General features: G+C 70.7%; 21 protein-coding genes. 15 read left to right on the top strand and 6 right to left on the bottom strand.

Annotation, left to right across the window (positions count from 1 at the left end; translation table 11 throughout):
- The first annotated feature begins 12 nt into the window (after positions 1–12).
- The 9 genes from BM070_RS13285 to BM070_RS13240 all read left to right on the top strand — a co-directional run bounded on the left by BM070_RS13285 (position 13) and on the right by BM070_RS13240 (position 10,232).
- Positions 13–1,209 carry an acyl-CoA dehydrogenase family protein gene (locus tag BM070_RS13285; RefSeq protein ID WP_092939891.1) on the top strand — a complete coding sequence of 399 codons (1,197 nt, stop codon included), beginning with the start codon at positions 13–15 and terminating at the stop codon, positions 1,207–1,209.
- Between the two features lie 4 nt (positions 1,210–1,213).
- The gene (locus BM070_RS13280) at positions 1,214–2,347 is read left to right on the top strand and encodes an acyl-CoA dehydrogenase family protein (RefSeq protein WP_092939890.1); all 1,134 of its coding nucleotides are present in this window, start codon (positions 1,214–1,216) and stop codon (positions 2,345–2,347) included.
- 193 nt (positions 2,348–2,540) lie between these two features.
- Positions 2,541–3,350, top strand: a complete 810-nt coding sequence (locus tag BM070_RS13275) for an oxepin-CoA hydrolase, alternative type (RefSeq protein WP_092939889.1) — start codon at positions 2,541–2,543, stop codon at positions 3,348–3,350.
- Positions 3,351–3,416: 66 nt separating this feature from the next.
- Positions 3,417–4,694: a CaiB/BaiF CoA transferase family protein gene (locus tag BM070_RS13270; RefSeq protein WP_092939888.1), complete on the top strand. Its 1,278-nt coding sequence runs from the start codon at positions 3,417–3,419 to the stop codon at positions 4,692–4,694.
- A gap of 90 nt (positions 4,695–4,784) precedes the next feature.
- Positions 4,785–5,795: a Bug family tripartite tricarboxylate transporter substrate binding protein gene (locus BM070_RS13265; RefSeq protein WP_092939887.1), complete on the top strand. Its 1,011-nt coding sequence runs from the start codon at positions 4,785–4,787 to the stop codon at positions 5,793–5,795.
- 55 nt (positions 5,796–5,850) lie between these two features.
- The gene (locus tag BM070_RS13260) at positions 5,851–6,621 is read left to right on the top strand and encodes a class II aldolase/adducin family protein (RefSeq protein WP_092939886.1); all 771 of its coding nucleotides are present in this window, start codon (positions 5,851–5,853) and stop codon (positions 6,619–6,621) included.
- A gap of 65 nt (positions 6,622–6,686) precedes the next feature.
- Positions 6,687–7,679 carry a tripartite tricarboxylate transporter substrate binding protein gene (locus tag BM070_RS13255; RefSeq protein WP_092939885.1) on the top strand — a complete coding sequence of 331 codons (993 nt, stop codon included), beginning with the start codon at positions 6,687–6,689 and terminating at the stop codon, positions 7,677–7,679.
- A 472-nt stretch (positions 7,680–8,151) separates the two neighbouring features.
- Positions 8,152–9,732, top strand: coding sequence for a methyl-accepting chemotaxis protein (locus BM070_RS13245; RefSeq protein WP_092939883.1), 1,581 nt, complete (start codon positions 8,152–8,154; stop codon positions 9,730–9,732).
- 131 nt (positions 9,733–9,863) lie between these two features.
- The gene (locus tag BM070_RS13240; protein WP_092940001.1) at positions 9,864–10,232 is read left to right on the top strand and encodes a YXWGXW repeat-containing protein; all 369 of its coding nucleotides are present in this window, start codon (positions 9,864–9,866) and stop codon (positions 10,230–10,232) included.
- Here BM070_RS13240 and BM070_RS13235 read toward each other — a convergent pair.
- Positions 10,229–10,999, bottom strand: coding sequence for a TetR/AcrR family transcriptional regulator (locus BM070_RS13235; protein ID WP_092939882.1), 771 nt, complete (start codon positions 10,997–10,999; stop codon positions 10,229–10,231). The genes BM070_RS13240 and BM070_RS13235 overlap by 4 nt on opposite strands.
- Positions 11,000–11,318: 319 nt before the next feature.
- Between BM070_RS13235 and BM070_RS13230 the strand changes: the two genes are divergently transcribed.
- The 5 genes from BM070_RS13230 to BM070_RS13210 all read left to right on the top strand — a co-directional run bounded on the left by BM070_RS13230 (position 11,319) and on the right by BM070_RS13210 (position 18,402).
- Positions 11,319–12,671, top strand: a complete 1,353-nt coding sequence (locus BM070_RS13230) for an NAD(P)-dependent oxidoreductase (protein WP_092939881.1) — start codon at positions 11,319–11,321, stop codon at positions 12,669–12,671.
- 53 nt (positions 12,672–12,724) lie between these two features.
- Positions 12,725–14,032 carry an NAD-dependent dihydropyrimidine dehydrogenase subunit PreA gene (gene preA, locus BM070_RS13225; protein ID WP_092939880.1) on the top strand — a complete coding sequence of 436 codons (1,308 nt, stop codon included), beginning with the start codon at positions 12,725–12,727 and terminating at the stop codon, positions 14,030–14,032.
- Between the two features lie 64 nt (positions 14,033–14,096).
- On the top strand, positions 14,097–15,590 hold the full coding sequence (locus BM070_RS13220; protein ID WP_092939879.1) for an NCS1 family nucleobase:cation symporter-1: 1,494 nt from the start codon (positions 14,097–14,099) through the stop codon (positions 15,588–15,590).
- Positions 15,591–15,619: 29 nt separating this feature from the next.
- Positions 15,620–17,089, top strand: coding sequence for a dihydropyrimidinase (gene hydA, locus BM070_RS13215; RefSeq protein WP_092939878.1), 1,470 nt, complete (start codon positions 15,620–15,622; stop codon positions 17,087–17,089).
- Positions 17,090–17,136: 47 nt separating this feature from the next.
- A complete protein-coding gene (locus BM070_RS13210; RefSeq protein ID WP_092939877.1) occupies positions 17,137–18,402 on the top strand; it encodes a Zn-dependent hydrolase in 1,266 nt (421 codons plus the stop codon).
- 144 nt (positions 18,403–18,546) lie between these two features.
- Here the strand turns inward: BM070_RS13210 and BM070_RS13205 are convergent, their stop codons facing one another.
- From BM070_RS13205 to BM070_RS13185, 5 genes are all read right to left on the bottom strand, one after another.
- Positions 18,547–19,044, bottom strand: coding sequence for a VUT family protein (locus BM070_RS13205; protein ID WP_092940000.1), 498 nt, complete (start codon positions 19,042–19,044; stop codon positions 18,547–18,549).
- An 86-nt stretch (positions 19,045–19,130) separates the two neighbouring features.
- Positions 19,131–20,876, bottom strand: coding sequence for an NAD(P)/FAD-dependent oxidoreductase (locus tag BM070_RS13200; RefSeq protein ID WP_092939876.1), 1,746 nt, complete (start codon positions 20,874–20,876; stop codon positions 19,131–19,133).
- A 97-nt stretch (positions 20,877–20,973) separates the two neighbouring features.
- Complete coding sequence (locus tag BM070_RS13195; protein ID WP_092939999.1) at positions 20,974–21,999, bottom strand: lysylphosphatidylglycerol synthase transmembrane domain-containing protein; 1,026 nt, start codon at positions 21,997–21,999, stop codon at positions 20,974–20,976.
- Between the two features lie 19 nt (positions 22,000–22,018).
- Positions 22,019–23,302, bottom strand: a complete 1,284-nt coding sequence (clsB, locus tag BM070_RS13190; RefSeq protein WP_092939875.1) for a cardiolipin synthase ClsB — start codon at positions 23,300–23,302, stop codon at positions 22,019–22,021.
- Positions 23,299–24,063: an endonuclease/exonuclease/phosphatase family protein gene (locus BM070_RS13185; RefSeq protein ID WP_092939874.1), complete on the bottom strand. Its 765-nt coding sequence runs from the start codon at positions 24,061–24,063 to the stop codon at positions 23,299–23,301. The genes clsB and BM070_RS13185 overlap by 4 nt, the downstream gene beginning before the upstream one ends.
- Before the next feature lie 239 nt (positions 24,064–24,302).
- Between BM070_RS13185 and BM070_RS13180 the strand changes: the two genes are divergently transcribed.
- Entirely contained in the window at positions 24,303–24,839 is a 537-nt protein-coding gene (locus BM070_RS13180) for a MarR family winged helix-turn-helix transcriptional regulator (protein ID WP_245785214.1), read from the top strand.

Raw genomic sequence — 24,839 nt, 5'->3', positions numbered from 1 at the left:
CCAAGGAACCCCATGGATCTGCAATTCACCCCTGAGGAACAGGCCTTCCGCGACGAAGTCCGCGCCTTTCTGGCGGAGCATCTGCCGCTGGAGCTGTCGCACAAGGTCCAGGCCGGGCTGCGCCTGGACAAGGCCGACATGGAGCGCTGGCACGCCATCCTGAACGCGCGCGGCTGGCTCGCCAACCACTGGCCCGCGCAGTACGGCGGGCCGGGCTGGAGCGCCGTGCAGAAGTTCATCTTCGAGAACGAATGCGCGCTGGCCGGCGCGCCACGCATCGTGCCCTTCGGCGTGAACATGCTGGGCCCGGTGCTCATCAAGTACGGCAGCGAGGCGCAGAAGCAGTACTGGCTGCCGCGCATCCTGAACGGCGAGGACTGGTGGTGCCAGGGCTATTCGGAGCCCGGCGCCGGCTCGGACCTGGCTTCGGTGAAGACCACCGCCGTGCGCCAGGGCGACCACTACGTCGTCAACGGCCAGAAGACCTGGACCACGCTGGGCCAGCACGCCAACATGATCTTCTGCCTGGTGCGCACCGACCGCGAGGCCAAGGCGCAATCGGGCATCAGCTTCCTGCTGGTGGACATGCGCTCGCCCGGCGTGGAGGTGCGGCCGATCATCACGCTGGACGGCGAACACGAGGTGAACGAGGTGTTCTTCACCGACGTGCGCGTGCCCGCCGGGAACCTGGTGGGCGAGGAGAACAAGGGCTGGACCTACGCCAAGTACCTGCTGACCTACGAGCGCACCAACATCGCGGGCGTGGGTTTCTCCGTCGCGGCGCTGGAAAAGTTGAAGCGCGTGGCCGCCACCGTGCAGTGCAACGGCCGTCCGCTCGCGCAGGACCCGCTGTTCGCCGCGCGCCTCGCCCGCGTGGAGATCGACCTGGAGAACATGAAGACCACCAACCTGCGCGTGATCGCCGCGGTGGCCGGCGGCGGCGTGCCGGGCGCGGAAAGCTCCATGCTGAAGATCCGCGGCACCGAGATCCGCCAGGAGATCCTCTCGCTCACGCGCCGTGCCATGGGCCCGTATGCGCTGCCTTTCGAGGAAGAGGCGCTGCATGCCGGCCGCGAAGACCGGGCCGTGGGCCCGGAAGGCGCCGCCGCAGCCGCGGCCAACTACTTCAACTACCGCAAGCTGTCGATCTTCGGCGGCTCCAACGAGATCCAGAAAAACATCATCTCCAAGATGATCCTGGGACTGTGACGCCATGAATTTCGAACACACCGAAGACCGCCGCATGCTGGCGGACACGCTGGACCGCTTCATCGCCGGGCAGGCCGGCATCGAGCAGCGCAACCAGGCCGCCTACGGCGCGCAGGGCCACAGCCCCGCGCTGTACCGCGGCTTCGCCGAGCTGGGCGCCATCGGCGCGCTGTTCTCAGAGGCCGACGGCGGCTTCGGCGGCGCGGGCTTTGACGTCAGCGTGGTGTTCGAGCGCCTGGGCCGCGGCCTGGTGGCCGAGCCCCTGCTGGGCGCGCTGGTGGTGGGCCGCGCCGTGGCGGCGGCCGGCAGCGCCGCGCAGAAAGACACCGTGCTGGCGCCGCTGATGGCCGGCGAGGCCGTGGCCGCGCTGGCGCACGACGAGCCGGGCGGCCACTACGAGCCGACGCGCGTGGCGGCCACCGCACGCCGCGCGGGCGCTGGCTGGGTGATCGACGGCGCCAAGGGCGTGGTGCTGTTCGGCGATAGCGCCGGCTGGCTGCTGGTGTCGGCCCGCACGGGCGGCGGCAGCTTCGATGCGGAGGGCATCTCGCTGTTCCTGGTGCCGGGCGATGCGGCCGGACTCACGCGCCGGGCCAATAGCCGCATCGACGGCGGCCGCACGGCCGAACTGGTCTTTAAGGACGTGGCCGTGGGCGCGGATGCACTGCTGGGCGCCGAAGGCGAGGGCGCCGCGCTGCTGGAGCGGGCCGTGGGCTGGGGACTGCTGGCGCTCTGCGCCGAGGCCGTGGGCGCCATGGACGTGGCCAAGGAACACACGCTGGAATACCTGCGCACCCGCAAGCAGTTCGGCGTGCCGATCGGCAGCTTCCAGGCGCTGCAGCACCGCATGGCGGACCTGCTGCTGGAGGTGGAGCAGGCCCGCTCCGCCGTCATCAACGCGGCCGCCGCCATCGACGGCGCGGACCGCATCGCGCGCGAGCGGGCGCTCTCGGCGGCCAAGTTCAGCATCGGCCGCATCGGCACGCTCGTGGCCGAGGAAAGCATCCAGATGCATGGCGGCATCGGCATGACCTGGGAACTGCCGCTGGCGCACTATGCGAAGCGGCTGGTGATGATCGACCACCAGCTGGGCGATGAAGACCATCACCTGGCGCGCTACATCGCGCTCGGCCACTGAAGTGGACACCCCCCTGAAGCGCTGCGCGCTTTCCCCCCGCTCTCGCCTTGCTTGCCGCAAGGCGGGCAGGGGGACGCAGCCTTCGCTGCGGGGCGGCCCTTGCTCGGCTGCCGCTGGCCTGGGCCGCGCCGGTTTCGCGGGACCTGGTTGGCGCATAGCGCAATGAACAACTGCAATGGAAAAAGGAGCCGCCATGGTTGACGCGAACGCGCCCCTGCTGCAGCGCCGCGAAGGCGCGGTGCTGGTGCTCAGCAACAACAACACCGCCGCGCGCAATGCCCTGTCGCCCGCGTTCTATGCCGCGCTGACGGCGGCGCTGGCCGCCGCGCAGCATGATCCCGCAGTGGGCGCCATCGTGCTCACGGGCGAGAGCGGGCACTTCTGCGCGGGCGGCGACCTGCGCCAGCTGGCCAAGCGGCGCGAGCTGCCCATCGAGGAGCGCCGCGCGAAGCTGGAAGGCCTGCACGACCTGATCCGCACGGTGCGCGGCAGCGGCAAGCCGGTGATCGCGGCCGTGGAAGGCGCGGCGGCCGGCGCGGGCCTGTCGCTGGCGCTGGCCTGCGACATGCTGGTGGCGGCGCGCAATGCCGTCTTCTCGGTGGCCTATGTCAAGGTCGGCCTCACGCCCGACGGCGGCGCGACGGCCTTCCTGGCCGAATTCGTCTCGCGCCAGGTGCTGACGGAGCTGTGCCTGACGGGCGAGCGCATCTCGGGCGAGCGCCTGCATGCCCTGGGCGCCGTCAACCGCCTGGCCGAGCCGGGCGAGGCTCTGGCGGGCGCGCTGGCACTGGCCGCCAGCGTGGCGGACGGGCCGCAGCAGGCCATGGCGCGCATCAAGGCGCTGTGCCTGGCGGCGCCCCAGGCCACGCTGGAGGAGCAGCTGGAGAGCGAAGCGCAGAGCATGGTGCTGTCGCAGGCCACCGAAGAGTCGCGCGAAGGCATCGCCGCCTTCCTGGAAAAGCGCGCACCCGACTACGTGCGCCTGCGCGGCCCGGCGGGCTGACGCGCCCCCGGTGCCGGGTCGCGCAGGGGGCAGCGGCCACGTCGCCTGCCGCACCACAATGAACGAATGACTGGAGACAAGACATTGGACGCCACCACTTCCGCCGCCGCGACCGGCACCATCGACTTTCCGCTGGAGGGCGTGCGCGTGCTCGACCTCTCGCGCGTGTTCGCCGGGCCGCTGTGCGGTCAGGTGCTGGCCGATTTCGGCGCCGAGGTGGTCAAGGTGGAGCACCCCGGCCGCGGCGACGACACGCGCGACTGGGGCCTGCGCATCGGCCAGACCGAGACCACCTACTACAACAGCATGAACCGCAACAAGCGCTCGGTCACGCTGGACCTGCAGAGCCCCGAAGGCGCGAAGATCGTTCACGAACTGCTGCCGCAGTTCGACGTGGTGATCCACAACTTCAAGACCGGCGGCGCCGAGAAGCTGGGCCTGGGCTACGAGCAGCTCAAGGCCCTGAAGCCCGATCTCATCTACTGCGCGGTGGCCGGCTACGACACCAGCGGCCCCGAGGCGAAGCGGCCCGGCTACGACCTGGTGATCCAGGGCGAGGCGGGGCTGATGGCCATCAACGGCGAGGCCGGCCAGCCGCCGCTGAAGTTCGGCGTGGCCGTGGTGGACCTGATGACCGGCATGTACGCCGCGCAGGCCGTGCTGGCGGCGCTGTTCCAGCGCGAACGCACGGGCCGCGGCCGGCTGATCGAGCTGGCGCTCTACGACTGCGGGCTGATGATCTCCGGCTACTACGGGCTCGACGCGATGCAGCTGGGCCGCGACCCGCAGCGCTACGGCAACGCGCACCCGTCCATCGTGCCCTACGGCATGTTCGATGCGGCCGACGGCCCGCTCATCATCGCCGTGGGCAACAACGCGCAGTTCGACAAGTTCTGCCGCCAGGTGATCGGGCGGCCCGACATCGTGGAAGACCCGCGCTTCGCCACCAACGTCGAGCGCGCGAAGCACCGCCTGGAACTGGCGCCGATGCTGACGGAGCTGATCCGCAGCTTTCCGCGCGATGTGCTGCTCGAACGCATGGCGGCCTGCGGCATTCCCTGCGGCAAGGTGGCTGGCCTGCACGAGGCGCTGACCAGCGAGCGCACGCGCCGCAGCGGCCTGCTGCAGGACATGCCGCACCCGGTGGTGGGCACCACGCCCGTGTTCGCGCCGCCCTACCGGCTGAACGGCCAGCGCCTGCCCATCCGCAACGCGCCGCCCACGCTGGGCGAGGGCACGCGGGAGGTGCTGCAGCGCCTGCTGCAGATGAGCGACGAGCAACTGCAGGGCCTGCAGCAGCGCGGCGTGCTGACCCTGCCGGAGGCGCCCCCTCCGCCTGCCTGACCGATTCACCCGCCGGCCCGGTGCACCATGCCGCCCGCAGAGGCGGCGCACCGGAACCGGTCTTCCCCAGAGAACCCCGGAGACAAGACCATGACAGGTTCCCGATTCAACCGCCGCGCCGTGCTGCACGGCATGGCTGCGCTCGGCGGCGCCGGCTGGCTGGGCACGGCCCCCGCGCAGACCCCCAAGGCGGCCGCCTGGCCCACCAAGCCCATCCGGCTCATCGTGCCGTTCAACGCCGGCGGCGCCACCGACATCATCGCCCGCAGCGTGGGCGAAGCCCTGTCGCAGCGCCTGGGCCAGCCGGTGGTGGTGGACAACCGGGGCGGTGCGGCCGGCATCCTGGGCACCGACGCGGTCGCCAAGGCCGCGCCCGACGGCACCACGCTGCTGCTCTCGCTCAGCACCTCGATGCTGATCAACCAGTTCCTCTACACCAAGCTGCCCTACGACCCGCAGAAGGATCTGACGCTCATCACGCAGATCGCTGCCGCGCCCGTCACGCTGGTGGTGCACCCCTCGGTGCCCGCCGGCAACATGAAGGAACTGCTGGCCTACGTGAAGGCGAACCGTGGCAAGGTCTCGTACGGCTCCTGGGGCGTGGGTTCGTACGCGCATCTGGGCGGCGCCTACATGAGCAAGACGCAGGACGCCGACATGTCCCACGTCGCCTACAAGGGCGAGGCACCCATGATCCAGGACCTGATCGGCGGCCAGCTGCAGCTGTGCTTCTCCAGCGCGCAGAACACCAGGCCCTTCATCGACGCGGGCCGCCTGAAGGCCATCGGCGTGACCGGCATGCAGCGCATGGACATCCTGCCCCAGGTGCCCACCATCCACGAGCAGGGCGTGACGGACGATGCCTACGCCGTCTTTGGCTGGGTCGCCATGGGCGGCCCCGCGAACCTGCCCAAGGAGGTGATGGACGTGCTCCAGGCGCACCTGCGCGAGATCGCCCGCGATCCGAAGCTGCTCGAACGCATCCGGGGCGCGGGCTTCATGCCGCTCATGAACAGCCCGCAGGCCTTCCAGGCCAACTACCGCCGCGACATGCCGGTCTGGAAGGCGCTGGTGGACGCGGCCGGCGCTAAGCTGGATTGATGCGGGCCCCCGTTTCCCTGCAGCGGCAGACCTCGACCGATGAAAGGCTTTCCCCATGACTGATTCCAGCGCGACTCCCAGCGTGCGCCACCAGGTTTCCCCCGAAGAATGGCAGACCCGCGTCGATCTGGCCGCCGCCTACCGGCTGGTGGCCCACTTCGGCTGGGACGACCTGATCTTCACGCACATCTCCGCCCGCGTGCCCGGCGAGCCTGACCGCTTCCTCATCAACCCCTACGGCATGCTGTTCGACGAGATCACGGCCTCCAGCCTGGTCAAGGTGGACCACCACGGCGAGCCGGTCATGCCCACCGAATACGACGTGAACCCGGCGGGCTTCCTGATCCACAGCGCCATCCACGAAGCCCGGCCCGAAGTGCAATGCGTGCTGCACACCCATACGGCCTACGGCGTGGCCGTGTCGGCGCAGGAGGGCGGGCTGCTGCCGATCTCGCAGCAGTCCATCTTCCCGCTGGCGCGCCTGGCCTACCACGGCTACGAAGGCGTGGCGCTGAACGACGACGAGCGCCCGCGCCTGGTGGCCGACCTGGGCCAGAGCAACATCATGATCCTGCGCAACCACGGCCTGCTGACCTGCGGGCGCGGCGTGCCCGAGGCGCTGCTGGCCATGTACACGCTGGAGTCGGCCTGCCGCATCCAGATCCTGGCGCAGGCCGGCGGCGGCGCGCTCACGCGCATTCCCCATGAAATCATCGCCACGTCGGTGGAGCAGTCGCGCCAGGTCACCAAGGGCAAGGGCGCAGGCCTCGCCTGGCCCGGGCTGCTGCGCCGGCTCGACCGCCTCGACCCCGGCTACAAGGACTGAACCGCCCGGCCTCCGGCGCCGCGCTGCCGGGGGACAACGACACCAGAGAGGAGACACAAAGCACCATGGCCTTCCACCCCACCCGCCGCCACCTTCTGCAGGCCGGCTCGGCCCTGGCCGCCGGCGCCGCGCTGGCCGGCACCGCCCGTGCGCAGGGCGACTGGCCCGCCCGGCCCATCCGCATCGTCGTGCCCTACACCGCTGGCGGCTTCACCGACCAGATGGCGCGGCTGCTGCAGGTGGGCCTGCAGCAGCGCCTGGGCCAGCCGGTCATCGTGGACAACAAGCCCGGCGCCAACAGCATCATCGGCGTCGATGCGGTGGCCAAGGCCGCGCCCGACGGCTACACCTTCGGCGTGTTCATCGCCGCCTATGCAGCCAACACCACGCTCTACCCCAAGCTGCCCTACGACCCCAAGAAAGACCTGACGGGCGTCTCGCTCATGGGCGTGTCGCCGCTGGTGGCGGCCGTGGCCATGAACGCGCCCTTCAAGACCCTGGCCGAGCTGGTGGCCTATGGCCGCGCCCATCCGGGCAAGATCAGCTATGCCTCTTCGGGCACGGGCTCGGCCGCGCATCTCACGTCGGAGCTGATGCGCAGCGTCACCGGCGTGGACATGGTGCACGTGCCCTACAAGGGCGCCGCGCCCGCGCTGGCCGACCTGCTGGGCGGCCAGGTGCCGCTCTTCCTCGATCCACCGCCCAACCTGATCCAGCCGGCCCGGGCCGGCAAGATCCGCCTCATCGGCGTGGCCAGCGACAAGCGCCTGCCCGCGCTGCCCGAGGTGCCGACCTTCGCCGAGCAGGGCTACCCGGCCCTGCTGGGCAGCACCTGGGCCGCCATGCTGGCGCCGGCGGCCACTCCGGCGGCCATCGTGCAGCGCATGTCCGAAGAGGTGGCGCGCATCATCCGCAGCCCCGAAGTCTCGCGCCGCCTGGAGCAGACCATGGGCACCTTCCCCGAAGGCTCGACCCCGCAGGAATGCAACGCCTTCATCGCGGCGGAGACCGCCAAGTGGGCGCAGGTGATCCGCTCGGCCGGCGTGGTTCTCGACTAAGAACGTGTTTACGATCTCGCAGGGGATCGCGTTGGAGCGCAATCGGGATGAGTGGATGCTTCGGATGCGCCGCATGGACTCATGTCCATGCAAGCAGCCGGGGCCTCCAATCGCCCGATTTCGCTCCAACCCGAAGGGCAGCGGTGTGGGCGGGCGGTCTGCGGCGTTGCGGCGCTTGTGGATAGCCGTGCTATCCACTGCGCACCGCGCCTTGCATCCCATCCCGCCCACACCGCTGCGCGACCCCTGGGAGATCGTAAACACGTTCTAAGACCGTCTCGCTGCGGCCGCCTCGCAGGAGCATGGGCGGCCCGGCTGGAATTCCACGGGGTGGCATGGGTCGGCGTGGGCCCGCCCGCAGGGTCAAGATACCGCAAGCATGGGCCGATAAACTGGCTGCCGTCTCCGTCTCTGGCCGCCCGTAGTGGCTGGAAGCCTGGTTCTTCCATCCTCTACCCGGGGCTCCTTTTCCATGTCTCTCAACAATGCCCGTCTTTCCCTGCGCCTGGCTCTCGCCTTCGGCGCGGTCTGTCTCGTCATGTCGCTGGCCTCGGCCGTCGGCGCCTGGCGGCTGATGAACCTGCAGAACCTCGCCGATGACCTGGGCGGGCCGTCCGCCGAGCGAGCGCTGCTGGCGCAGGAGCTCGAAGCCATCGTGGTGCTGAGCGCGGCGCGCGCCGAGTCGCTGCTGGAGGTGGACAACGCGGTCTATGCCGCGCGGGTCGATGCCGACCGCAAGCGCACCTCCGCCCGGTCCGCCGAGGTGCGCAAGCGCCTGGAAGCGCTGGCCGAGGACGACGAATCGCGCCGCATCTTCGCGTCCATCGACGCGGCCGGCAACGGCTTCCGCACCGCGCGGGACGCGCTCGTCAAGCGCCGCCAGGCCGGCGAGACCCTGCCGCCCGAGGCCGTGGGCCAGCTGCTGCGCCCGGCGGCCGACCGCTATGCCGCTGCCGTGAACGACATGGCCGCCTACCAGCGCAAGCGCGTGGCGCAGGACCGCGAGGCCGCCAGCGCCAGCGAGCGCCAGGGCATCGCGCTGCTGGGCGGCGGGGTGGTGCTGGGCCTGGCGCTGAGCCTGCTCTGCGCGGTGCTGCTGTCGCGTTCCCTGCTGCGCCCGCTGGCGCAGGCGTCGCTCGTCTCCGACCGCATCGCCGAGGGCGACCTCACCTCCGGCGTGCCTCCCGTGGCGCCCGACAACCGCGACGAGGTGCGCGCGCTGCTGGCCCGCCTGGCCGACATGCAGGCGCGGCTGGTCGGCCTGGTCGTGGGCATGCGGCAGGCCAGTGCCTCGGTGGCGGGCGCCAGCTCCGAGATCGCAGCGGGCAACAGCGATCTCTCGGCCCGCACCGAGCAGACGGCCTCCAACCTCGAAGAGATCGCCGCCAGCATGGAAGAGCTCCTCTCCACCGTGCGCCAGAGCGCCGACGCCGCCCATCAGGCTAGCGGCCTGGCCGCATCGGCGAGCGACGTGGCCCGGCGCGGGCGCGAGGCGGTCGAGCGCGTGGTGGGCACGATGAACGGCATCGCCCAGTCCTCGCGCAAGATCGCCGACATCACCAGCGTGATCGACGGCATCGCCTTCCAGACCAACATCCTGGCGCTGAACGCGGCCGTGGAAGCCGCCCGTGCGGGCGAGCAGGGCCGCGGCTTCGCCGTGGTGGCGGGCGAGGTGCGCAGCCTGGCGCAGCGCAGCGCCACGGCAGCCAAGGAGATCGGCACGCTGATCGCCGAGAGCGCCCGGCAGGTGGATGAGGGCACCCAGCTGGTCGATGCGGCCGGCGGCACCATGGGCGAGATCGTGCAGTCCGTGCAGCAGGTGACGACCATCATCGCCGAGCTGAGCACCTCCGCGCGCCAGCAGAGCACCGGCCTGGGCCAGGTGGGCGAGGCCGTGAACCAGCTGGACCAGATGACCCAGCAGAACGCCGCATTGGTCGAAGAGTCTTCCGCCGCCGCGCAGGGCCTGCGCATGCAGGCGCAGCAGCTGGCCGAGCTGGTGGCGGCCTTCCAGCTGCCGGCGTCCGCCACCACCATGCCGGCGCTGCGCTGATCGGCAACGGGCGGCCGGCCCACCGGCGGGCCAGCATCTTTGCCTCGGCTTTACACGCCTGCGGTGCGCGGCCTATGCGCCGCCGTCGTTGAATACCCATTCCCGCCATGATGATGAATGGAGTGTTCGCCATGTTCTTGCCCAGCCCTGGAGCCCGCATCCGCCGCGCGGGTGCGCTGACTCTGCTCGCCGCAGCCGCTGCGGCTGCGCTATCGGGCTGCGTGGTGGCCCCGCCCGTGCGGCAGGTGCTGGTGGAGCAGGGGCCGCCCATCGTCGCCCCGATCGCGCCGCCTGCGCCCTATGTGGAAACGGTCACCGTCGCGCCTTCGCCGGTCCACGTCTGGGTGGGCGGCTTCTGGGAGTGGGGCGGCGGGCGCTATGCGTGGCGCCCGGGGCACTGGGCCGCGCCGCCGCGCCCGGGCTGGGTCTGGGTGCCCCAGCGCTGGGAGCCGGGCCCGGGCGGCTGGCACATGCGCCAGGGCCACTGGGGCTACCGTTAGTCGTTTGCGGTATCGGCTGAGCGCTGCCTGGCGCGCTTGCCGCTGCGGGCCGCGGGCTGCGGCGCAGCGCCAGGCTCCAGCCCCTTGAGCACCAGGTGGCAGATCAGCTCCTCGGCCCGGGCGTAGTCGCGCTCGGTGAGGGCGGGCTGGCCCAGCAGCAGGGCGAACTGGGTCTGCTGGTCGGCATAGGCCTGGGTGACCGACCAGATGATGAACATCAGGTGCGTGAAGTCCACGTGCGCGATGCGGCCCTCGTCGGCCCAGCGCTGGAAGGTGCTCACGTCCTTCTTCAGCACCGGGCCCACGCGCTCGGCGATCACGCCGGCATAGCGGGGCGCGCCGGCGATCACTTCCTTGGCGAAGACCTTGGCCGCGTTGGGCCGCTCCAGCGACGAGCGCAGCTTGGCGCGGATGTAGTGGCGCAGCGCCTGCTGCGGATCGTCGCCGTGCGACATCTCCTCCATGCCCGAGAGCCACTGGTTGAGCACGTCGTCGAGCACGCGCAGATAGAGCGCTTCCTTGCTCGGAAAGTAATACAGCAGGTTGTGGCGGCTGATGTTCACGGCCGCCGCGATGCTTTCCAGCGACGCGCCCTCGAAGCCGAACTGCGCGAACTGGCTCTCGGCCTCCGTCAGGATGGTGCGTTCCTTGTTCAGCCGCGACGCCGTGGGCGGGCGCGCGGGCGGGGGCGTGGGGGTCTCGCTGTCGTCGGTGGCGGTGCGCCCGCGCACAGGCGCGGGGCGGGCGGGCGGAGGGTTTCGTCGCATTGCACCATTGTGGGATGAATGCGGGGCCCTCAAGTTGGCACGCGGCTTGCAGTTGGGTTTTTACCGATTGGTAAATTTTTACTGGTCGGTAAATTAACCGACAGGCAGGGCGACGGCATCGCCGATGACACCTGCCAGCACCCCGTGAGGCCCCCGATGAAATCTCCGCAGTCCGCACCGCTGTGCGCCGGGTTCGTTGCCCGCGCATGCGTCCTTGCCCAGGCGCGACCTGGCCGGCCGGTCTCTCGATCCGCGTGCAGCGGCGCTCGCCGCAGCGCTCCCCATCCCCTCGACTGACCCCCTCGCCGGAGCACACACCATGGAACCGACCGCAAGCCGTGCCTGCGGCGTGCATGCCGCACGCCTGAACCTGGCCGATTACGCCGTGAATTTCGGCGACGCGCATCCGCCGCTCACGCGGGCCCAGGCGCTGATCGAAGCCGAGCGCTGCTACTACTGCCACGACGCGCCCTGCGCCACGGCCTGTCCCACGGGCATCGACATTCCCTCGTTCATCCACCGCATCGCCCAGGGCAACGAGCGTGGCGCTGCGCGCGCCATCCTCGAAGCCAACCCGCTGGGCGGCATGTGCGCCCGCGTCTGCCCCACCGAGGTGCTGTGCGAAGAGGCCTGCGTGCGCAACGCCAACGAGGACAAGCCGGTGGAGATCGGCGCGCTGCAGCGCCATGCCACCGATGCCTACTTCGCCGCACCCGGCGCGCCGCTCTTCACCCGCGCCGCGCCCGCCGGCCGGCGCGTGGCCGTGGTCGGCGCCGGGCCTGCGGGGCTGGCCTGCGCCCACGGCCTCGCGCTGCGCGGGCACGACGTGGTGCTGTTCGAGGCCCGGCCTAAGCTGGGCGGCCTCAACGAATACGGCCTGGCCAGCTACAAGACCGCGGGCGGCTTCGCGCAGAAGGAGGTGGCGTGGCTCTTGTCGGTGGGCGGCATCGAGGTGCGCTGCCAGCAGCAGCTGGGGCGCGACATCACCGTCGATGGCCTGCTGGAGGCCTATGACGCCGTCTTCCTGGGCCTTGGACTGGCCGGCGTGAACGCGCTGGGCATCGCGGAGCCGCAGGCCACCGGCCTGCGCAATGCGGTGGACTTCATCGCCGAGCTGCGCCAGGCCGCCGATCTGTCGGCCGTGCCCGTGGGCCGGCGCGTGGTGGTGATCGGCGGCGGCATGACGGCGGTGGACGCCGCCGTGCAGGCGCGCAAGCTGGGTGCCGAGGAGGTGACCATCGTCTATCGCCGGGGGGCCGAGAGCATGTCGGCCTCGCAGGTGGAGCAGCGCTGGGCCCAGACCCATGGCGTGACCCTGCGCCACTGGGCCGCGCCCAAGGAACTGCGGTGCGAGGCCGGCGCCGTGCGCGGCATGCGCTTCGCCGCCACGGCGCTCGAAGGCGGGCGCCTGGTGGAGACCGGCGAGACCTTCACGCTCGAAGCCGACATGGTGCTCAAGGCCATCGGCCAGAGCTACCGGCCCGAATACGCGGGCCCGGCCATCGCGCTGCAGGCCGGCCGCATCGCCACCGATGCCCAGGGCCGCACCAGCGCGCCGGGCGTCTGGGCCGGCGGCGACTGCCGTGCCGGCGGGCGCGACCTGACCGTGGAGGCCGTGGAGCACGGCAAGGTGGCCGCCGCCTCCATCCACGAGGCGCTGATGGCGGGCTGAGGCCCGCGCCACCCACCCCACGAACCCACCGCGACACGACACGGGAGAAGCACATGGCAGACATCCGCAGCGAATTCCTGGGCATCCGCAGCCCCAACCCCTTCTGGCTGGCCTCGGCGCCGCCCACCGACAAGGAGATCAACGTCACCCGCGCCTTCGAGGCCGGCTGGGGCGGCGTGGTCTGGAAGACCCTGGGCGAGGACCCGCACGTGGTCAACGTGAACGGCCCGCGCTATTCCACGCTCATGTCGCAGGACCGGCGCGTGATCGGCCTGAACAACATCGAGCTCATCACCGACCGGCCGCTGGCCGTGAACCTGGAGGAGATCCGCCGCGTCAAGCGCAACTGGCCCGACCGCGCCATGATCGTCTCGCTGATGGTGCCCTGCGTGGAAGAGAGCTGGAAGCGCATCCTGCCCATGGTGGAGGACACGGGCGCCGACGGCATCGAGCTGAACTTCGGCTGCCCGCACGGCATGAGCGAGCGCGGCATGGGCGCGGCCGTGGGCCAGGTGCCCGAATACATCCAGATGGTCACGCAGTGGTGCAAGCAGTACAGCCGCCTGCCGGTGATCGTGAAGCTCACGCCCAACATCACCGACGTGCGCCAGCCGGCGCGCGCGGCCAAGGCCGGCGGGGCGGACGCGGTCTCGCTCATCAACACCATCAACTCCATCATGGGCGTGGACCTGGAGCGCATGGCGATGAGCCCGCACACCGGCGGCTGGGGCTCGCACGGCGGCTACTGCGGCCCGGCCGTCAAGCCCATCGCGCTGAACATGGTGGCCGAGATCGCGCGCGACGCGCAGACCGCCGGCCTGCCCATCAGCGGCATCGGCGGCGTGACCACCTGGCGCGACGCGGCCGAATACATCGCCCTGGGCTGCGGCACGGTGCAGGTCTGCACGGCGGCCATGGTCTATGGCTTCAGGATCGTGCAGGACCTGTGCGACGGCCTCTCCAACTTCATGGACGCGCACGGCTACGAATGCATCGACGACTTCCGCGGCCAGGCGGTGCCCACCGTCAAGGACTGGAAGCAGCTCGACCTCAACCACATCGAGAAGGCCGTGATCGACCAGGACGCCTGCATCGGCTGCGGCCGCTGCCACGTGGTGTGCGAAGACACCTCGCACCAGGCCATCACCTTCGACAAGCAGGGCGGCGTGCGCCGCTTCGAGGTGAACGAGGCCGAGTGCGTGGGCTGCAACCTGTGCGCCTCGATCTGCCCGGTGCCCGAGTGCATCAGCATGCGCAGCCTGGCGCCGGGCGAGGTCGATGCGCGCACCGGCCGCACGGTGAGCGGCGAATACGCCAACTGGACCACGCATGCCAACAACCCGCAGCGCGTGCCGGCCTGAGCCTTGCTTGCCTGCCGTGCGTTCCGTCCTGCCCCTGCGTCTGCAACGTTGAGGAGAGCTTTCCATGAACAGCCTGCAAGCTCCTGGCTCCCACACCGAGCTATGGAATGAAGACCTCGCGCCCACCCAGGCGCACCAGCGCACCTGGCGCTGGTACCACTTCGCTGCCCTGTGGGTGGGCATGGTGATGTGCATACCGGCCTACACCCTGGCGGCCAGCCTGATCGAAAGCGGCATGTCCTGGGGCCAGGCCGTGGGCACGGTGTTCCTGGGCAACCTGATCGTGCTGGTGCCCATGCTGCTCATCGGCCATGCGGGCGCCAAGCACGGCATTCCCTACGCGGTGCTGGCGCGGGCCTCTTTCGGCACGCGCGGCGCCAGGCTGCCGGCGTTGCTGCGGGCCCTGGTGGCCTGCGGCTGGTACGGCATCCAGACCTGGTTCGGCGGGATGATGATCTACACCCTGGCGGGCGTGCTCATCGGCCACCCGCTGGAGGGCGAGAAGATCGCCGGCTTAGGGATCAACCTGGGCCAGCTTGTCTGCTTCCTGCTCTTCTGGGCGATCCAGTTCTACTTCGTGGTGCATGGCATCGAGTCCATCCGCAAGCTGGAGACCTGGACGGCCCCCATCAAGATCGTGATCTGTTTCGTGCTGCTCTGGTGGGCGTGGGACAAGGCCGGCGGCTTCGGGCCCATCCTGCACCAGCCCTCGCAGTTCGCGCCGGGCGGCCCGAAGGCCGGGCAGTTCCATGCCGTGTTCTGGCCCTCGCTCACCGCCATGGTGGGCTTCTGGGCCACGCTGGCCCTCAACATTCCCGACTTCACCCGCTTCGCCAAGTCGCAGCGTGACCAGGTGGTGGGACAGGCCATCGGCCTGCCCGTGCCCATGGGCCTGCTGGCCGCGCTGGCGGTGATCGTCACCTCCGCCACGGTGGTCATCTACGGCAAGGCGCTGTGGGACCCGGTGGACCTGGCCAGCCGCATGACCGGCGCGGCCGTGCTGGTCGGGCTCATCATCCTGCTGATCGACACGGTGAGCGTGAATCTCGCAGCCAACCTGGTCGGCCCGGCCTACGACTTTTCCGCGCTCAGCCCCTCGCGCATCAGCTACCGCACGGGCGGCTACATCACCGTGGGCATCGCCATCGCGATGATGCCCTGGAAGATCCTCGAATCCACCCAGGGCTACATCTTCACCTGGCTCATCGGCTATTCGGCGCTGCTGGGGCCGGTGGCCGGCATCCTGATGGTGGACTACTACCTCGTGCGCCGCACCGAGCTGGACGTGGATGCGCTCTATGCCGAAACCGGCCCCTACCGCTACAGCGGCGGCTGGAACTTCGTGGCCGTGGCGGCCTTCGTGCTGGGCGTGGCGCCCAACATCCCCGGCTTCCTGAACGCGGCCTTCCCGGCCACCTTCCCGGGCGTGGGCGAGGTCTTCAAGCAGATCTACGCCTATGCCTGGTTCATCGGCCTCGCCATCGCCGCCGTCGTGTACCGGCTGGGCATGGCGGGCCGCCGGCAGCCCGGGGCAGCCGCCGCGCTGCGCCGCGCATGACCCCACCCCCCCATTCCAGGAGACACGCCATGACCCAGACCCCTTCGCAAGCCCTGCTGATCCGCGGCGGCACCGTGGTGAATGCCGACCGCGAGGAGCGCGCCGACGTGCTCTGCGTGGATGGCCGCATCGCCGCCGTCGGCGAGGCCGCCGCAGCCCAGGCGCCCGCCGGCGCGCAAACGCTGGACGCGAGCGGCCAGTACGTGCTGCCCGGCGGCATCGATCCGCACACGCACATGCAGCTGCCCTTCATGGGCACCGTCACCATGGACGACTTCTTCACCGGCACGGCGGCGGGGCTTGCGGGCGGCACCACCAGCATCATCGACTTCGTCATTCCCGACCCGCAGGAGCCGCTGATGGACGCCTACCGCAAATGGCGCGGCTGGGCCGAGAAGTCGGCGGCCGACTACGGCTTCCACGTCGCCGTGACCTGGTGGAGCGAGCAGGTGCGCGCCGACATGGGCACGCTGGTGCAGCAGGAAGGCATCAACAGCTTCAAGCACTTCATGGCCTACAAGAACGCCATCATGTGCGACGACGAGACCCTGGTGAACAGCTTCAGGCGCGCGCTGGAGCTGGGCGCCATGCCCACCGTGCATGCCGAGAACGGCGAGCTGGTCTATCTGCTGCAGCAAGAGGTGGCCAAGATGGGCATCACCGGTCCCGAGGGCCACCCGCTGGCGCGCCCGCCCATGGTGGAGGCCGAGGCCGCCAACCGCGCCATCGCCATCGCCGACGTGCTGGGCGTGCCGATCTACGTGGTACACGTGAGCTGCGCCGAGGCGGCCGAGGCCATCGCCCGTGCCCGCGCGCGCGGCCAGCGCGTGTTCGGCGAGGTGCTGGCCGGCCACCTGCTGATCGACGACAGCGTCTACCGCGACCCCGACTTCGCCACCGCCGCCGCGCACGTCATGAGCCCGCCCTTCCGTCCGCGCTCGGGCGGCCACCAGGAGGCGCTGTGGCGCGGCCTGCAGGCCGGCCAGCTGCACACCACCGCCACCGACCACTGCACCTTCTGCGCCGCGCAGAAGGCCATGGGGCGCGACAACTTCGCCAAGATCCCCAACGGCACGGGCGGCGTGGAAGAGCGCATGGCGGCCATCTGGGACGGCGGCGTGAACACCGGCCGGCTGACGCCTTCGGAGTTCGTGGCGATCACCTCCGCCAACGCCGCCAAGTTGTTCAACATCTATCCGCGCAAGGGCTTCGTGGGCGCGGGCGCCGATGCCGACCTGGTGCTGTGGGACCCGGAGGGCACCAAGACCTTCTCGGCCAGGACCCAGCACAGCAAGGGCGACTTCAACATCTTCGAGGGCCGCACCGTGCGCGGCATTCCCAGCCACACCATCAGCCAGGGCCGCGTGGTCTATGCCCGGGGCGAGCTGCGCGCGGAGCAGGGCGCCGGCCGCTACGTGCCGCGCCCGGCCTTCGGTCCGCAGTTCCAGGCCCAGCAGCGCCGTACGCAGGATCTGGCGCCCACGGCGGTGGCGCGCTGACCGGCGGGCCTCGCCCATCCCCCATTTCCCAGACTCCGGAGAACACCATGGACACCAAAGTGAAGACCGACATCGGCCACCTGCGCATCGACGGCCAGCGCCTCTGGGATTCGCTCATGGAGCTGGCGCAGATCGGCGCCACGCCCAAGGGCGGCGTCTGCCGCCTCACGCTGACCGACCTGGACAAGCAGGGCCGCGACCTGGTCACCGGCTGGGCGCGCGAGGCCGGCATGTCGGTCACCATCGACAAGATCGGCAACGTCTTCATGCGCCGCCCGGGCCGCGACGACAGCCTGCCGCCCATCATGACCGGCAGCCACATCGACACCCAGCCCACGGGCGGCAAGTTCGACGGCAACTACGGCGTGCTCGCGGGCATCGAGGTCGTTCGCACGCTCAACGATCACGGTATCGAGACCGAGGCGCCCATCGAGGTCGCCTTCTGGACCAACGAGGAAGGCAGCCGCTTCGTGCCGGTGATGATGGGCTCGGGCGTCTTCGCCAAGGCCTTCACGCTGGAGCATGCCTATGCCGCCACGGACACCGAGGGCAAGACCGTCAAGGGCGAGCTGGAGCGCATCGGCTACATCGGCGAGCAGGAGCCGGGCGACCATCCCATCGGCGCGTATTTCGAGACGCACATCGAGCAGGGCCCGGTGCTGGAAGACAACGACAAGACCATCGGCGTGGTCAGCGGCGTGCTGGGCATCCGCTGGTTCGACTGCACCGTGACGGGCATGGAGGCCCATGCCGGCCCCACGCCCATGGCGTTGCGCAAGGATGCCCTGCTGGCCGCCACCCGCATCATGCAGGACGTGGTCGCCGCCGCCCACCGCCACCCGCCGCACGGCCGGGGCACGGTGGGCATGGTGCAGGTCTTCCCCAACAGCCGCAACGTCATTCCCGGCCGTGTCAAGTTCAGCATCGACCTGCGCAACAGCACGGACGAACTGGTCGATGCGATGGCCGCCGAGGTCAAGGCCCTGGCCGACCAGGTGGCCAGGGAGCACGGCGTGCAGGTGCAGATCGACCTCGTCTCCAGCTATCCCGCGCAGCAGTTCCATGCCGAATGCGTGGAGGCCGTGGGCCGCGCCGCCGCCAGCCTGGGCTATAGCCACATGCCCGCCGTGTCGGGGGCCGGGCACGACGCGGTGTACATGGCCAAGCTGGCGCCGGCGGGGATGATCTTCATCCCCTGCAAGGATGGCATCAGCCACAACGAGATCGAGGACGCCCAGCCCGCGCACATCGAGGCCGGCTGCAATGTGCTGCTGCACGCCATGCTGGAGCGGGCCGGGGTGGTGGCCGGCTGAAGGTCTGGCGCGCCAACCCCCGTTGACCCGCTCGCCCTGAGCCTGTCGAAGGGCTGCCATCCGGGCCCCTGGCTTCTACGGGCTCAGCCCCAACGGACCTCGCCTGACCGTGTTGCACCGGGCTGGCTGCCAGTGCTGCGGTCGTCAGCGCTGCGGCCGCGCTGCCTGAGCGGCGCTGCGCCAGGTCAGCAGCCGGAAGGGCAGCAACAGCAGCACGCCCACGGACAGCTTCACGCCCAGGTCGCCCAGCGCCCAGGTGATCCACGGGTCGCCCGAGCCCGCGAAGGCGATGCCCCAGAACACGGCGGTGTCCAGCGCTGCGGCCAGCACCGTGGCCAGCAGCGGCGCGCGCCACCAGGTGCCCTGGCGCAGCCGGTGGAAGATGCTGATGTCCAGGCACTGCGACACGATGAAGGCCGTGCCCGAGGCGATGGCGATGCGCGCGGGCGCCAGCGCCAGCGAGGCCGCCACCGCGACCGCGAAGCCCACCCAGGCCACGCGCCGCGCCGGCACCGGGCCGTGGCTGCGGTTGATGAGGTCGCTGACCAGGAAGGCCACGGGGTAGCTGAGCGCGCCCCAGGTCAGCCAGTCGTTGATGGGGTACTGCACCAGGATGTTGGAGGCCAGCACCACGCAGGCCATGGCCAGCGCCGCGCCCGCGAAGCGCAGCAGGGACGGGGGCGCGAAAGCCGCCGCGTCCAGCGGCCGTGCGGTGCCAGGGTGCCCGGTCATGCCGCCACCCCCAGGATGGCCCGGGCCACGGCTTCGCCCACCTTGATGCCGTCCACCCCGGCCGAGAGAATGCCGCCCGCGTAGCTGGCGCCTTCGCCGGCAGGGTAGAGGCCGGCGGTGTTGAGGCTCTGGAAGTCCTCGCCCCGGCCGATCTTGAGCGGCGAGGAGGTGCGCGTTTCCACCCCGGTCAGCACTGCGTCGTGCATGTCGTAGCCGCGGATCTTCTTGCCGAAGGCGGGCAGGGCCTCGCGCATGGCCTCGGTGGCGTAGGCGGGCAGGGCTTCCTGTAGATCGACCATGGTCACGCCGGGCTTGTAGGAAGGCTCCACCGCGCCCAGCTGCGTCGATGCGCGCCGCGCGAGGAAGTCGCCCACCAGCTGCGCCGGGGCGTTGTAGCTGCTGCCGCCCAGCACGTAGGCGCGGGATTCGAGCTGCCGCTGCAGCACGATGCCGGCCAGCGGATGGGCCTGGCCGGCGGGCAGCGATTCGATGCCGTGCGTGTCGCCCAGCGCGGCGGCGAAGGCCTCGGCATCGTGGGGGTAGTCGCTCGGGTCGATGGCTACCACCATGCCGGCGTTTGCGTTGCGCTCGTTGCGCGAATACTGGCTCATGCCGTTGGTGACCACGCGGCCGGGCTCGCTGGTGGCGGCCACCACCGTGCCGCCCGGGCACATGCAGAAGCTGTAGACCGCCCGGCCGTTGGCCGCGTGGTGGACCAGCTTGTAGTCGGCCGCGCCCAGCAGCGGGTGGCCGGCGTGGCGGCCCCAGCGCGCGCGGTCGATCACGCTCTGCGGGTGTTCGATGCGCACGCCCACCGAGAAGGGCTTGGCCTCCATGTGCACGCCGCGCCCGTGCAGCATGGCGAAGGTGTCGCGCGAGCTGTGGCCCAGCGCCATCACCACATGGTCGGCGCGCAGCGTGTGCTGCTGGCCGGTGGCCTGGTCCAGCACCTGCAGGCCGCGCAGGTGGCGCTGGCCGGAGGCGTCGGCCTCGACCACCACGTCGGTCACGCGCTGCTCGAAGCGCACCTCGCCGCCCAGGGCGATGATCTGCTCGCGCAGCGTCTCCACCACCTTGACCAGCTTGAAGGTGCCGATGTGCGGGTGCGCGGCGTAGAGGATCTCGGGCGGCGCGCCGGCCTGCACGAACTCTTCCATCACCTTGCGGCCCAGGTGGCGCGGGTCCTTGATCTGGCTGTAGAGCTTGCCGTCGCTGAAGGTGCCGGCACCGCCTTCGCCGAACTGCACGTTCGATTCGGGCGTGAGCGTGCGCTTGCGCCACAGGCCCCAGGTGTCCTTGGTGCGCTCGCGCACGGTCTTGCCGCGCTCCAGCACGATGGGCTTGAAGCCCATCTGCGCCAGCACCAGCGCGGCGAAGATGCCGCAGGGCCCGAAGCCCACCACCACCGGGCGGTGCGCCAGACCTTCGGGCGCGCGGCCCACGGGCTTCCAGGCCATGTCGGGCGTGGGCTGCACGTGCGGGCGACCTGCATGGCGCGCCAGCAGGGCCGGCTCCTGCGCCGGGTCGGCCAGCGTGATGTCGAGGATGTACACCGCCAGCAGGTCGGCCTTGCGCGCGTCGAAGCTGCGCTTGTGCACGTGCAGGTGGGCGATGGCGGCGGGCGGCACGCCCAGCACGGCGCAGGCCTGCTCGTGCAGGGCGGCGTGCGGATGGGTGTCGTTGTCGAGGGGGCTGGCGGGCAGGGCGGCCAGCGGCAGCTTGATTTCCGAGAGTCGGATCATGGCGTTCAGGCCCGTATCTATCGGGCGTGGGGCGTTTCGCGGGGCGGCAATCATACGGCAGCCCGGGTTTTCACGCACCGCATGGCGGCGTGCGCCGCTAACCGCTCCTTGTCGTTGCCGCGGCCGGCTGCCGCCGCTTCCAGAGCAGCTCGGTCGCCCCGAAGGCCAGCACCGCCACGCCCAGCGGCGCGAAGAAATAGAGCATGCGGTAGGCCAGCACGGCGGCCAGCGCCTGGGCGGGGGGCATGTAGGCCGAGAGCACGGCGGTGGCCACGGCCTCCAGCACGCCTAGGCCGGCGGGAATGCGCGAGATCAGCCCCGCGATGGCACCCAGCAGCACCGTGGCCAGCGCCGCCGCGTAGGGGGCCTGCCGCTGCGTCAGCATCCAGAGCGCGCCGGCCATCAGCATCCAGTTGAGGCACGAGGCCACCACCTGCAGCAGCCCGGCGCTCCAGTGCGGCAGCGGGAAGTCGTGCCCGCGCACGGTGATCGGCCGGCCGCCGCGCCCGATGCAGAGCGCCAGGTAGCCCGCGGTGATGGCGGCCAGGGCCAGGCCCATCCAGTGCAGCTGCGCGCCGCCCACGGCCCAGCCCGCGGGCAGCTGCGGCGTCCAGGCCCAGAACACGGCGCCGGCCAGCACGAAGTAGCCCAGCCAGTTGGTGATGATGGACAGCACCACGATCTGCCCGATGGCCGCCACGCCCACGCCCTGGCGGGAATAGAGCCGGTAGCGCGTGGTGGCGCCGCCGATGAGCGAGCCCAGGTTCAGCGTGAACGGGTAGGCGATCAGCGTGATGCCCAGGGTGCGTGGCACCGGCAGGCCGTGGCGCGTGTAGTAGCGCCCGAAGAGATCGAAGGTGGCGTAGAGCAGATGGCTGGACCAGGCCAGCGCCGCCGCCGGCGCCACCACGCCCAGGGGCAGGGCGCGCAGCGACTGCCACACGGCCGGCCAGTCCACGCGGCGGCCCTGGCTCCAGAGCAGGTAGAGCACGAAGGCCGCGAAGGCGCCCGTCACCGCGGTGATGAGCCAGGGCCACCAGGGCTGCCCGCGCAGCCGTGCCCAGCGGCTGTGCGGGGCAGGCACAGTGCCGGCGTCGGCGGTGGCTGCGGCGTTGCGGGCCATGCCGGCGCGGTGCGGCCGTTCAGCCGGCACCGGGCGCCGTCCGCTGCGGGGCGGCGGCATCCGGGGCGAGATCGCGGTCGCCCACCAGCGAGATTTCCGGCTCGTGCCGCGGCAGCCAGCCGGCCCAGGTGGGGAACCAGCGCATCAGGTGGAACACGCAGTAGCTGCGCAAGAGGCGCAGGCCTTCCCAGCGGCCCTTCGGTTCGGGCTGCACCTGCTTGCAGCTGTGCTCCATCAGCTGCGAGAGGCGCTGGTGCAACTGCGCGTTGAAGGCGGCATCGCGGATGATGACGTTGGCCTCCAGGTTCAGCGACAGGCTCAGGGGGTCGAGGTTGCTGGAGCCGACGGTGGACCATTCGCCATCCACCAGCGCCACCTTGCCGTGCAGGGGCCGGTCGCAGTATTCGTAGATGCGCACGCCCGCGCGCAGCAGGTGGTCGTAGAGCAGGCCGGCGGCGGTCTTCACGATGGGCATGTCGGGCTGGCCCTGCAGGATCAGCCGCACGTCCACCCCGCGCCGCGCCGCGCGCCGCAGCTCGCGGATGAAGCGGTAGCCCGGGAAGAAGTAGGCGTTGGCGATCACCACGCGCTCGCGCGCCGAGCGCAGTGCGATACGGTAGTGGCGTTCGATGTCGTTGGTGTGCAGGTGGTTGTCGCGGGTCACGAACAGCGCCTGCGCGGGGCCGGCCGGGGGCTGAGAAGCGGCGCTGCGCTGCCGGGGCCGCAGTTCCCAGCGGCGGCGGCGCTGCTTGAGCGGCAGCACGGCCTCCTGCACGAAGGCGTGCATCTGCGCCACCAGCGGGCCGCGCACCTGCACGGAATAGTCCTGCTTGGCCTCCGGGCCGAAGTCGGCCACATGGTCGGCCGAGTAGTTGATGCCGCCGATGAAGGCGTGCTCGCCGTCCACCACCACGATCTTGCGGTGCATGCGGCGCAGCACGTTGAGCCGCTGGCCGAAGAGCTGGCGGCCCGGGTCGAAGATGCGGAACTGCACGCCCGCCTCGACCAGCTCGCCGATGAAGCAGCGGGAGAGGTCGGGCGAGCCGAAGCCGTCCACCAGCACATGCACGCGGGCGCCGCGGCGCGCGGCCTCCAGCAGGGCGGCGTGCAGCTGCAGGCCGATCTTGTCCTCGAACAGGATGAAGGTCTCCAGCCAGACCTCGCGCTGCGCGGCGCGGATGGACTCGAACACGCGGGGGAAGAACTCCTCGCCGTTTTCCAGCAGCTCGAAGTCGTTGCCCTCGACCCAGCGGCTGCTGGCCTGGCGGCGGGCGGTGGTGGTGGCGGTACGTCCGAGGCTCATAGTGCGATCTCCGCGGCCAGGGGGGCATGGTCGGACAGGCGGCTCCAGGGCCGGCGCGGCAGCGGCACGGGCGTGAGCACGGCCGCGTTGCGCACGTAGATGCGGTCGAGCTGCAGCACCGGCAGCGATGCCGGGAAGGTGCGCCGCGCCTTGCCGCCGCCCTGCATGAAGACTTCCTGCAGACCGGCGCCCTCGCGCAGCACCTCGTGCGCGCGGCCGCGCCAGTCGTTGAAGTCACCGGCCAGCACCACCGGCTCGGCCGGATCGAAGGTGTTCACCAGGTCGCAGATGCGGCGCAGCTGGCGCTGGCGGTGCGCCTCCTGCAGGCCCAGGTGCACGCAGATGGCATGCACCGGCACGGCGCTGCCGGGCGGCTGCAGCACGCAGTGCAGCATGCCGCGCCGCTCGGGGCCGGTCACGGAGATGTCGTGGTTCTCGTAGTGCACGATGGGGAACTTGGACAGCAGCGCGTTGCCGTGGTGGCCGTTGTCGTACACCGCATTGCGGCCGTAGGCGTGCTGGTGCCAGATCGTGTCGGCCAGGAATTCGTAGTGCGGCTCCTGCGGGAAGTTCTCCACGCGCCCGGCGTGCTTCTGGTGGTTGCCCAGCACTTCCTGCAGGAACACCAGGTCGGCCGAGACGTCGCGCACCGCGTCGCGCAGTTCATGCAGCATGAAGCGGCGGTTGAAAGTGGTGAAGCCCTTGTGCACGTTCACGGTAAGGACCTTGAAGGCGACGGGCTGGGGGGAGGCTGTATCCATGGAGACGAACGGGCGGGAATCGGAGCCACTGGGGCGAGCGCCCATTGTTTTCAGGGGGCGATTCTGGCGCTGTAGGACGGCGGGCCGACTCCTTGAGATGCGCGGCCCGCACGCGATGCCCCGGCGGTGCGGGACGCGTCGCGCACCCACCCACCGACGTCCCGCGCCAAAGACCCCAGGCTGGCATGGATTGGCAACTTTGGTTTTAATAGATAGCAAGCTAACTATTGATTAATGCCATGGCGTCCAATCCCTATCCCGAAGGCATGCACCGGCAGGCGGCATTGATGGCCGTCGGCAGCGCGATCCCGGTGCTGCAGCGCGCCTACCGTGCTGCGGGCGACAAGGCCGTGGCCCATACGGGGGTGTCGCAGGCCCTGGCGTGGCCGCTGGTGATGATCGGGCGGCAGGGTGAGGGCGTGCGCCAGGGCGTGCTGGCGGAGTGGCTGGGCATCGAGGCGCCGTCCCTGGTGCGGTCGCTGGATCAGCTGGTCGATGCGGGCTTCATCAAGCGGCGCGAGGACGCCATGGACCGCCGCGCCAAGACGCTCCACCTGACGGCTGCGGGCGCGTCGGCCTGCGCCGAGATCGAGACCGCCCTGCAGGCGCTGCGCACCGAGGTCTATGAGGGCGTGCCCGATGAAGACATCGCGGCGTGCCTGCGGGTCTTCCGCGTGCTGGAGCAGCGGCTGGGCTGCCCGGTGATGTCCGTGCCGCGGGCGCGGGCCAGCGCGCCGGACGCCGACGCTGGCAAGCCCCGCGCGGCCAGGCGCTGA

Origin of the sequence: Paracidovorax wautersii, from assembly GCF_900113035.1 — a bacterium.
In the GTDB taxonomy this organism is placed as follows: Bacteria; Pseudomonadota; Gammaproteobacteria; order Burkholderiales; family Burkholderiaceae_C; genus Paracidovorax; species Paracidovorax wautersii.
The sequence above is the reverse complement of the archived record's forward strand: the minus strand, read 5'-3'. Positions and strand labels throughout refer to the sequence as shown.